This is a genomic window from Xaviernesmea oryzae (genome assembly GCF_900109605.1).
Taxonomy (GTDB): Bacteria; Pseudomonadota; Alphaproteobacteria; order Rhizobiales; family Rhizobiaceae; genus Xaviernesmea; species Xaviernesmea oryzae.
On record NZ_FOAM01000005.1, the window covers coordinates 342,135 to 351,533 of the forward strand.

The window sequence follows — 9,399 nt, forward strand, 5'->3', positions numbered from 1 at the left end:
AGCGCCCTGGACATCGACCTTTGCCGGGAGATCGACCTGCGCAAGCGGACCAAGAGATATTGCCGGGCCGTCGGGGTCCGGCAGTCGAAAGGCAGGAAAGGGCAGGTCGGCCAGAGCGCGGACATCCATCCGCGCGATATCGGGATCGCAGAGGAGATCCTCGACTGTCAGATCATCGGACCGACGCCTGTTTTCGGTCCAATATTCTTGGGGCAGATCTTGGCGGCTCCAAATCGGCATCATGGCGCGGTCTCCTCATACCTGCGGCCGAAAGCGGATCGCGCGGCATGGCTTTAGTTTTGCGCCTGTTGCGCCGCCTGAACAATTGAGTTTACCACGCCATGCCTATAGCTTTTCTCCATGAAGAGCCTGAACCTCGTCCATCTGAACGGCCTGCGGGCCGTGGAAGCCGCCGCCCGGCTGGGCTCGCTGCCGGCAGCAGCGCGTGAGCTGGGGGTCACCATTGGCGCCGTGAGCCAGCAGATCGGCAAGACAGAGCGCCAGCTTGGCCGGCCGCTCTTCCAGCGGCTGCCGCGTGGGCTTGCGGTGCTGCCGGAAGCGCAAGGGGTGATCGCGGAACTTGCGGAAGGATTTGTCCGGCTGGAGCGTGCGGTTGCCGAGGCGCGGCGGCGTGACGAGACTGTGCTCACCATCTCCGTTGCACCCGTCTTTGCCGCCCGCTGGCTTGTGCCCCGACTCGATCGCTTCGAGGCGCGCCATCCCGGCCTGCGGCTGAGGCTGGACGCCACCACGCGGCTGGTGGATCTGGACGCCGAGGGTGTGGATCTCGCCATACGTGTCGGACGCGGCGATTGGCCGGGCGCTGGTGCCGAGCTGCTTCTGGCGCAGCAGGTGTTTCCCGTCTGCGCTCCGACGCTGGCGGACTCCCTGCATGTGCCGGCGGATGTTCTGCGTCTCCCGGCCGTGCTGGATGGACGCTCGATGTTTTCCTGGGATCTCTGGCTCTCGGCTGCCGGCCTCGGTGGGCAAAGCATGTCGGTTCGCCACGTCTTCAACGAGGCGTCGCTCTGCCTGGATGCCGCCATTGCCGGCCAGGGCCTGTTTCTCGCCTGGCAGACCATTGCCTGCGATGCGCTTGGCGCCGGCCGGCTGATCGCGCCATTCGAACTGCGCGTGCCGACCGGCCTCGGACATTACATCCTGACGCCGCGCGGGCGACGCCTTGGCCCTGCTGTGACGGCGCTGAGGGCTTGGCTTTTCGATGAAATCGCCGAGGCGGCTGGCCTGCCTTCCCGATGAACCGTTCAGGCCGCCTCGGCCTCGCGGCGGGCCATCATCGTCTGGAAAGCCGGCCGCGCCTGGCAGCGTGCAAGCCAGGCCTTGACGCGCGGATGGCGGTCGAACAGCGCGGCCTCGCTCATGGCATAGCGAAAGATCTCGGCCAAGTTGAGATCGGCCACGGTGAAGCGGTTGCCCAACACATAGTCATTTTCAACCAGATACCCCTCCAGAAAGGAAAAGCCTCGTTCGAGCGCCGCCACCGCCTGCGCCACCGTTTCCTTCCCAGCCAGGGTTTCCTCCTGCCCGGCATCGTAGGTCTGGACGATGCGTACGGCCGCAGGTTCGATGCTGGTCGCGGCCCAGAGCGTCCATTCCAGGATCAGTGCTTCCTCGCGCCCATCGGCGGCGGCGAGCGGGCCGCCATGCCGGGCGGCGAGATAGAGCGTGATCGCCAGCGATTCCGTCAGCACCAGCCCGTCCTCCTCGATCACGGGGATCTGCGCCATTGGGTTGAGCGCAACGAAAGCGGGCGACTGGGTGTTCAGAGGCGCATCCGCTGCGTGCGGATCGGCGAGCCGCCGAGCCTGAATCACCGGAACCGAGCGAAAGGCAAGCCCAAGCTCTTCCGCCAGCCAATAAGCCCGCGATGCACGCGAGCGATAAACACCGTGGATCGTCAGCATGATCGTTCTTCTCCAAGTTCGAACCGGGCCGGATATAGGGCACTGCTGGACGCAGCCACGCCGCGGCGCAAAGAACAATCTTTTAAAATTCGGCCTCGAAAGGGAAAAGTCGGCCTGGCGCAATGCTTGTATGAAATCTGGTGATGATCAGACTGCAGAAAGTCGACATCCCACCGCCCGTTTCGGAAGTTTTGATGACGCTTGGCAGCCAAATGACGATTTGCTTTTAGAGAAGAATAACGCCTGTCTTGTAGAAACGAGCCATTGCCGGGACGGAAACGGGAGACAAGGGTGGCAAGGACCAAGCAATCCACCGACAAGGCGGACGCTGCGCGCCCCCGCAATGAGGATACGATCCGTCTTCTAGAGGCAACGCGTAAGCTTGCAGCCCATCTGACACGCAGCGCCGAAGACGATGCATCGGATGGCTATGACCTCGTCCAGCGATTTTACTGGATGGAGGAGATGGTCAACCATATTCCCGACTTTCTCTACGCCAAGGATCGTGAGGGCCGTTTCCTGATCGCCAACCGGGCAGTGGCGATCGAAAACGGCTTTCAGGATCCGCGCGATCTGGTCGGGCGCACCGATATGGAGCTGCACGCCCATCCGGATGTCGAGCGGATCGCCGCCAATGAGCGGCACGTGATCGAAACCGGCCAGCCGATCATCGACCTGGAGGAACGCGCTCTTGTCGAGCATGATGGCGAACGCTGGCTGACGACGTCCAAGGTGCCGCTGCGCGATGTCGAGGGCAATACGATCGGCATCGTCGGCATTTCGCGCGACATTACCGACAAGCGTCGGGCCTATCGTCTTCTGCGCGACCAGGCGCGACTGCTGGAAATGATCGCGCAGGGGCGATCGCTGACCGAGATTCTCGATCAGCTGCTGCTGGCGGTGGAAGAATATTATCCGGGCATTCTCTGCTCTGTGCTGCTGCTCAGCGAAGATGGGCGCACGCTGCTTTCGGGCGCTGCGCCGACGCTGCCTGCGGCCTATGTGGAGGCAACGAGCCGCGTGCCGGTCCAGCCCGTGGCCGGCTCCTGCGGCACCGCCGCCTGGCGACGTGAGCCCGTCGAGGTCTGCGATATCGCCACCGATCCGCTCTGGGCGAGTTTTGCGCATGTCGCCCTATCCTACGGCCTCAAGGCCTGCTGGTCGACGCCGATCTTCGACCATGCCGGCGACCTTCTCGGCACCTTCGCCATCTATTCGAAATCCGCCGGCCTGCCGACGCGGGAGCTGAGCGACCTCATCTCGATGGCCGTGCATCTGAGCGGCATCGCCATCGAGCGCCACCGCACCGAAGAGCGCATCGCCTTCATGGCGCATCATGACGGGCTGACCGGCCTGCCCAACCGCGCGCTGTTCGATTGCTGTCTCGACGATGCGCTGGATACGGCACGGCGGGACGGCAGCATGGTCACGCTCGCCTTTCTCGATCTCGATGAATTCAAGCTGGTCAATGATAGCCTCGGCCACCATGTGGGCGACAAGGTGATCAAGACGGTGGCCCGCCGCATCCGTCGGTGCCTTCGGCCGGGCGACATGGTTTCGCGCATTGGTGGGGATGAGTTCGTGGTGATGCTGCGCAGCGCGCGGCAAGAGCCGCCAAGCCTGACCATTCGGCGCATGGAGCTGATCCGCCGCGTGATCGCCCGTCCGCAGATGCTGGATGGCACGCCGCTGCGCATGACCTGCAGCATGGGCGTGGCCACCGCCAACGAGGGCGGCGATACGGCCAGCGAACTCATCGCCAATGCCGACGTGGCCATGTATGCCGCCAAGCGCCGGGGCCGCAACACGCTCCTCTTGTTTCGCCAGGACATGGCGCTGGCCGCCCAGACCAAGCTGCGCAATATCGAAGAGCTGCGCCGTGCAATCGACGAGCAGCAGTTCCATCTTGAATATCAGCCACTGATCTCGGTCGAAACCGGCCGGGTCTTCGGCGTTGAGGCGCTGGTGCGCTGGAACCACCCAACGCGCGGGCGGGTGCCGCCCGCCGACTTCATTCCGCTGGCGGAGGAAACCGGGCTGATCGTCTCGATTGGCGATTGGGTGCTGCGCACGGCCTGCGCCCAGGCCGTTGCCTGGGGCGAAGAGGGTCTGCGTCCCCTGACCGTGGCAGTCAACGTTTCCGCCCGGCAATTTCGCGAGAAGGGCTTGCATGCCAGCGTTGCCGCCGCCCTGTCCAAGAGCGGGCTTTCGCCCGAGCGGCTGGAGCTGGAGCTGACCGAAAGCGCGATCATGGAGGATGTACCGACCGCCCTCTTCACGATGAACGCGTTGCGCGGGCTGGGCGTGCATCTGGCGATCGACGATTTCGGCACCGGCTATTCAAGCCTCAGCGCGCTGAAGCACTTTCCCGTGCGGCGGCTGAAGATCGACCGCTCTTTCATTCGCGACATTCCACGTGACCAGGACGATATCGCCATCACCGCCGCGATTCTCTCCATGGCGCAGAAGCTCAATCTTCAGGTCATTGCCGAGGGCGTCGAGACGGAGGAGCAACTGGCCATGCTGAAGGAGATGGGCTGCAAGGAAGCCCAGGGCTTCCTGATCGGCCGGCCGGCCTCCCCACAGGCCGTGGCCGAGCGCCTGCAGGGCGAGGCCGATAGCGCCGCCGGCTGATCCGACGCCTGCCGATCGGTGCGTGGCAAGCCGGACGGGCGGCTGTCCGGCGGCTGACGACAAGGTAAAACGCCGCTTTCGCATGGGAAGCGTGGCCCAAGCGCCACAGCTGCGCGGCGAGGACAGCCTGACGCATCGCTGGGCGGTCAAGATAAAGGTTGCGCCCTTTGCCTTGCGGCGGGGGCGCGCTATGTGAACGGCGATCGGTAACGATGGCCGGTCCCTTTTCACAGCGTAACGGGAACCAGGAATCGATGCGCTTGCCTTCCTCTCTTTCTCGCCGGCAGTTCTTGAGCCTGTCGGGCGCGACGGTCGCCTCCGCCGGTCTGGCCTCTTGCGCCACCTCGACGGCCGAATTTCGCCAGCAGACCGCGCCTTATTTCCGTCCGGTGCCCGATCAGGTGACCATCACCTATCAGGAACCTGTGGCGACCGCCTGGCGCGGCGGCCCGATCGAAAACAGCGGCCTGCCGCCGCAATCGGCCTATTATGCCAGCGTTTACGGCCCCGTCTTCGATGAAGGCTTTGCCATTCCGGCCGTGCCCTATCAGCAGATCGATCCGCGCTTCTACCGCCAGCAGGTGGCCGATCCCTTTGGCGAAGCGCCGGGCACGATCATCGTCGACACCAAGGACCGCTTTCTCTACCACGTGGAAGCGGGCGGCCGCGCCATGCGCTATGGCGTCGGCATCGGTCGCCAGGGCTTTGCCTGGTCAGGCCGCGGCGTCATCCAGTGGAAGCAGAAATGGCCGCGCTGGAAGCCGCCGAATGAAATGGTGGCCCGCCAGCCGCATCTGGCCGAATATTCCATCGCCAATGGCGGCATGGCGCCCGGCCTCAACAATCCGCTGGGCGCGCGCGCCATGTATATCTTCAAGGACGGGCAGGACACGCTCTACCGCCTGCACGGCTCACCCGAATGGCAGTCGATCGGCAAGGCCGTCTCCTCCGGCTGCGTGCGCCTGATCAATCAGGACGTGATCGACCTTTACGATCGCGTTCGCGTAAAATCGCCGGTTCTGGTGATCTGACCATCTCGGATCCGCGGCTGGCGCCAGCCGGCCGCGGACATGGCTTGAGTGATGTGTCTGCGTTCGGCTTGCACCGTTACGCTCAAGACCGCACATCATCAGGCCTGCATGATCGGAATGTTCCGAGCATCTGCGACAGCCGGCTGGCAGCGATGACGGAGGAGCGTTCACGGCAATTTCAAGCGTCGTGTGGGCGAGCGGTCCGTGTCATGACGCTCGATTTTCATGCAGCCGTGTTTCAGCAAGAAAAGATGTTTAGCTGCACAGGCCGTCCGTCAAGGCGCCGCCGTGCCCCCTATGGGCTCTTGAAATACCGGAATGTGGCGGACACAGCCATCGAAGCCAAGGGGCGAGGGACGACGGCCTTGCATGCCGCGCGTCATGCCGCGAAATCGTCGAGCCGCAGGAGGCATCCCAAACGGTGTGCGGCTACAGGGCTTGGCGAGGATGTCACGCTACATGTGTTGCAGCACAAGCAGGCAAGATGGCTGATCAGACGATGGTTGATGCCCTTGGGGCTACAGCGTCTTTGGGGTTAATTATGGAGGAGCTCAAATCGAGCTAAGCAAATGTCCAACAGGCGGTTGCAAACCCAGTCTGAAACAGTGCACAGCCGGCCCGGTCAACGCTTCGCGCCAATCTTCAGGAAAAGCTTTCGGGAAATTTATCAGTCTTCTTAGAGACTTAACTGGTCGGAGTGGAGTGATTCGAACACTCGACCCCCACGTCCCGAACGTGGTGCGCTACCAGACTGCGCTACACTCCGTGACCAGTGGCGTCTCTATAGAACAGGAGATTTTCGACCGCAAGCGGGATTTTTAAAAACTTCATAAGCGCAAGGCGGCCTGTGGATAGCGAAATTCCGTTGGAAATTTCGGGTGATGCTGTAGAGCCTTCTGGCATGCGGCCTGTCCTGCGAAAGCTTGCCGGATCATGGTCGCCGCCCGATCTCCCGTTTCCGTCCGGCGCGGCCGGACCGTTTGAGGACCGTTTGATGATCTCCCGCCTGATTGCCCTTTCCGCCCTTGCCCTCACCCTTGCCAGCTGCGCCACCGCTGAAAGCGGCCCGGTCAGCGTCGTGCGCACCAATGCCGTGGAAGCCAGGTGGAAAGGCCAGTCGGCCGGCCCGTTCTTCGCCCAGTTCGGCCCGCCGGCCAGCGATGTCGAAAGCGGCGACCAGACGCTCTACACCTGGCGCGGCGGCCGGCGCGACAATCTGGGCAATGGCAAGCGCGGCCCCTGGCAGAGCTGCTCGGTGCAGTTGACGGTCTCCTCCGATTACACGATCCGGTCCGTGCGCATTCTCGGCGATCGTCCGACCAGCAAGGGCCGGACCGTCTGCGAGGATCTGCTGGCACCGCAGAGCCAGGGCTAAGGGTTCGTCTACTCCAATTGATTGGACAGGAGAAGGCCAGCGGCATGACGGCTGGCCTCTTCACAGCCTTGGACCAGCTGCACGGTGATGTCCGGAGGATGTTGGGTCAAGGCGGACAACGGCTTCGCGTGCGCTCGTCCGACACCAAAGACTGAAGACACGGGTCCCGAATCGGGCTCAGATCCGGGATGCTTCCTGCAGGCCATCGTCTGCTACAGACGGAAGAATGTAATCGACTGACAGAGTCGATCGCCCGGATGCCAGCGACTTTTTGTGCGCTGCATGCCTCGAGCCGGCGTCATTGGATTGGCCTCATCTCAAGACCGATGTCCGGGCGGCGAGCGGCTACCTCAAACGTAAACGCTGAGGACGACATCGCGCTGGCTAGCATAGCGCCTGATCGGCACAAGCAGCACTTTACGGGTTATTTTCACGCTTTTCATCGAAAGAACGGACAGACCCTTGGCACCCATACGCATGGAACGGCGGACGCCACGCTCGCGCATGCTTCGTATGTTTACACTTACCAATAGCGAGCGGAACGTGCGCAAGATCGGTTTGCCGGGCGATTTCGCGGTGGACGACATTAACCCTTCCGAAACCAAAAAGCCGCCAGATCTTGACCGGAAGCGCCTTGCGATCCACAGATTTTGTGGCGAGACGATACAGGTCTTCCAGCTCTAGTCCCTGGCAACCAGGACAAGGGACGTCGAAGAGCCGGCGAAAGGCAGAGCCTTTCAGGACGTCGGACGCATCGGTCGCGATCCGGTCAGCTCCGGTTCATCTTGGGCGGCCTAGACATGAGGTGTGCAGAGCCGCGCTGCGGGATCGCAACAGCGATGTGCAGCAAAGCGAAGGCATCGAAAAGCCGACTGCCCGTCCCCGTCGCTCGATCAGAGCGCGGGACGCGGCAGGGAATGAAAAGGCCGGAATGCGGGGGCAGATCCGGCCGAAAGGAAAAACCCTCAGCCTGCGCACCCGCGCTCCTTCAGACAGGATCGCCGGCGCCAGGTGGAACAGGAGAAACACCATGCATGGGGCACGGACCGTTCAGGCCGACATCCAATATATCAACACCTTCGACTTCTACCGGCTGGTGGATGAGAAGATGCGGGCCAAGGGCTGGGATGGCCAGATCTATGACGAAAGCCTGAACCAGAGCGTCATGGAAACGCTGCTGGTCGACTACAAGATCTGGCCGGAATGCTGGAAGTCGCTGCTCGACGATAGCCAGCGCAGCAGCCTGATGAAGGAGGCCGCAGCCTCCCGTCGCCAGCGCCGGGCGAGCTGACAGGCGCAGCCTCTGTCAGGCGCCGTCCGCAACACGGACCGCGCCTGGCACGACGGGGATGTGAGCGCATTCCCTGCCTCCGAAGGACACGACATTCTTGACACCGCAGGCCATGGCTAAAAGAGGCATCCGACAGCTCTGGCGCTCACGGGAGGGAGGATGGCTTTGGACCTGCTCGGTCTGAACCTGTCCGTCACGATCCACACCCGATTGCGGGAGCAAAATCTTAGGCGAAAGCCGCTGATCCCTCTCGCCATCCGCTCTGATCGGGACAACGAAAGGATAGGCTGAGAGCGACGTTGCCCAGCAGGTCATGATCGCAATGCAGATGAGGCAGCCGGCCGTCGACAAGATAATCGATGTGGTCGCGATGAAGCTCGGCCTCGCGGCCACGCCACGACTCGCGAACATGGTCAGGGCCTGCCTGGCGGCCCTGCGTCTTCTTCTCACTGATCTTCACACGCGCCGCCCATGGCGGTCTCGATCAAGGCGCGAACCTGCGCGTCAGCCATGGAAAAGATGGCGCTCTGCTCCCTCCCGCCTGCCGGTCAACATCCGGGCCGTCAGAAACCTTGAGCCGCTTTCAAACCGTGCGCAGACGCCTGTTCACCGACGTCGGTCCGGGACCGTCGTATCGGCTCCCTCTTCGACGCGCTTTGCCCTTGACACCGTTTTAGCGCGACTCTAAAAACGTAATGTTATAACGTTTTTTGAAAAGGAGTTGCCGATGCCCTCCCCTATGATTGCCGACAGCCGTCTGCCTGTTACCGTGCTCTCCGGCTTTCTAGGTGTGGAGCCTCAAGAGGTTGTCCCCGGTGAGACCGAGGCGACTGATAGGTGTTTGCGCTTTTAGGCTGCCATGTGGCCTGTGCCAATTGTACATGTGGTTCCACACGGGCAGATGCATTTTTCGATGCTCGGATGAGGGATAGGCGCGAGCATAAGCCCATTCCTTCAAGGCTGTCTGGATGAAGCGTTCGGCTTTGCCGTTGGTCTTGGGCGTGTAGGGTCTGGTTCGGATATGCTTGAGCCCGAGCGCCTTGCAGGCCTTTGCAAAGTCCTTGGCTTTGTAGCACGCGCCATTGTCGGTCATGACGCGCGTGACGGTGACGCCGAGGCTTGCATAATAAGCGACTGCTGCCT

7 protein-coding genes and 1 tRNA gene are annotated in these 9,399 nt (G+C 62.5%); 5 read left to right on the top strand and 3 right to left on the bottom strand.

Annotation, left to right across the window (positions count from 1 at the left end):
* Positions 1-360: 360 nt before the first annotated feature.
* A complete protein-coding gene (locus tag BMX61_RS08685; RefSeq protein WP_075626232.1) occupies positions 361-1,260 on the top strand; it encodes a LysR substrate-binding domain-containing protein in 900 nt (299 codons plus the stop codon).
* Between the two features lie 5 nt (positions 1,261-1,265).
* Here BMX61_RS08685 and BMX61_RS08690 read toward each other — a convergent pair whose 3' ends face one another.
* A complete protein-coding gene (locus tag BMX61_RS08690) occupies positions 1,266-1,925 on the bottom strand; it encodes a glutathione S-transferase family protein (RefSeq protein ID WP_075626231.1) in 660 nt (219 codons plus the stop codon).
* Positions 1,926-2,216: 291 nt separating this feature from the next.
* Between BMX61_RS08690 and BMX61_RS08695 the strand changes: the two genes are divergently transcribed.
* Together BMX61_RS08695 and BMX61_RS08700 are read left to right on the top strand one after the other, a co-directional pair.
* Positions 2,217-4,559, top strand: a complete 2,343-nt coding sequence (locus tag BMX61_RS08695) for a sensor domain-containing protein (RefSeq protein WP_075626230.1) — start codon at positions 2,217-2,219, stop codon at positions 4,557-4,559.
* 254 nt (positions 4,560-4,813) lie between these two features.
* On the top strand, positions 4,814-5,590 hold the full coding sequence (locus BMX61_RS08700) for a L,D-transpeptidase family protein (protein ID WP_075626229.1): 777 nt from the start codon (positions 4,814-4,816) through the stop codon (positions 5,588-5,590).
* Positions 5,591-6,279: 689 nt separating this feature from the next.
* On the opposite strand, the gene BMX61_RS08705 is transcribed toward BMX61_RS08700, so the two are convergent.
* A tRNA-Pro gene (locus BMX61_RS08705) sits at positions 6,280-6,356 on the bottom strand.
* A gap of 228 nt (positions 6,357-6,584) precedes the next feature.
* Here BMX61_RS08705 and BMX61_RS08710 point away from each other — a divergent pair.
* Both BMX61_RS08710 and BMX61_RS08720 read left to right on the top strand, forming a co-directional pair.
* Positions 6,585-6,965 (top strand): hypothetical protein, encoded by a 381-nt coding sequence (locus tag BMX61_RS08710; protein ID WP_075626228.1) that lies wholly within the window; start codon positions 6,585-6,587, stop codon positions 6,963-6,965.
* 1,030 nt (positions 6,966-7,995) lie between these two features.
* Positions 7,996-8,256, top strand: a complete 261-nt coding sequence (locus BMX61_RS08720) for a hypothetical protein (protein WP_075626226.1) — start codon at positions 7,996-7,998, stop codon at positions 8,254-8,256.
* 784 nt (positions 8,257-9,040) lie between these two features.
* Here BMX61_RS08720 and BMX61_RS08730 read toward each other — a convergent pair.
* A partial coding sequence (locus BMX61_RS08730; RefSeq protein WP_139198893.1) for an integrase core domain-containing protein occupies positions 9,041-9,399 on the bottom strand: 359 nt, incomplete at its 5' end.

Excerpts from the sequence above, each read along its gene's own strand:
- BMX61_RS08700 (WP_075626229.1), top strand. The coding sequence starts at position 4,814 with ATGCGCTTGCCTTCCTCTCTTTCTCGCCGGCAGTTCTTGAGCCTGTCG.
- BMX61_RS08685 (WP_075626232.1), top strand. The coding sequence starts at position 361 with ATGAAGAGCCTGAACCTCGTCCATCTGAACGGCCTGCGGGCCGTGGAA.
- BMX61_RS08720 (WP_075626226.1), top strand. The coding sequence starts at position 7,996 with ATGCATGGGGCACGGACCGTTCAGGCCGACATCCAATATATCAACACC.
- BMX61_RS08690 (WP_075626231.1), bottom strand. The coding sequence starts at position 1,925 with ATGCTGACGATCCACGGTGTTTATCGCTCGCGTGCATCGCGGGCTTAT.
- BMX61_RS08710 (WP_075626228.1), top strand. The coding sequence starts at position 6,585 with ATGATCTCCCGCCTGATTGCCCTTTCCGCCCTTGCCCTCACCCTTGCC.